This window comes from Cobetia sp. SIMBA_158 (assembly GCF_046566945.1).
Lineage (GTDB): Bacteria > Pseudomonadota > Gammaproteobacteria > Pseudomonadales > Halomonadaceae > Cobetia > Cobetia amphilecti.
The window spans coordinates 1-279 of sequence record NZ_JAWJYL010000235.1 but is presented as its reverse complement, the minus strand read 5'-3'; the positions used below and the strand labels follow the sequence as shown (position 1 = coordinate 279).

Sequence of the window (279 nt, the reverse complement as noted above, 5' to 3'; positions counted from 1 at the left end):
AAAAATTATATATTACAAATTGTTACGCTGAAAAAGCACGAACCTGCTCAACATATTGCCTTACACGCTCAACACTCATTACTTCGCGTTCTGCGTCTAATATGTGCGCGCCGAATTCGTCGACTATTTTTTTAGCCGCACTGTGCAACATATTAAAGGCTGCTAGTCCGTCACCGTCACACGGCAAGGTCATAAATAAGCTAACACCTGCGGTGCTAAACTGTTCCATATTGTCTATATCGAACGTTCCTGGGTTGTACATATTAACTAATCTAAACA

1 protein-coding gene is annotated in these 279 nt (G+C 40.9%); it reads right to left on the bottom strand.

Annotation, left to right across the window (positions count from 1 at the left end):
- Positions 1–22 precede the first annotated feature (22 nt).
- Positions 23–279, bottom strand: a 257-nt coding sequence (locus R2R70_RS19785) for a cell division protein ZipA C-terminal FtsZ-binding domain-containing protein (RefSeq protein ID WP_410978866.1), incomplete at its 5' end; no start/stop codon positions are given.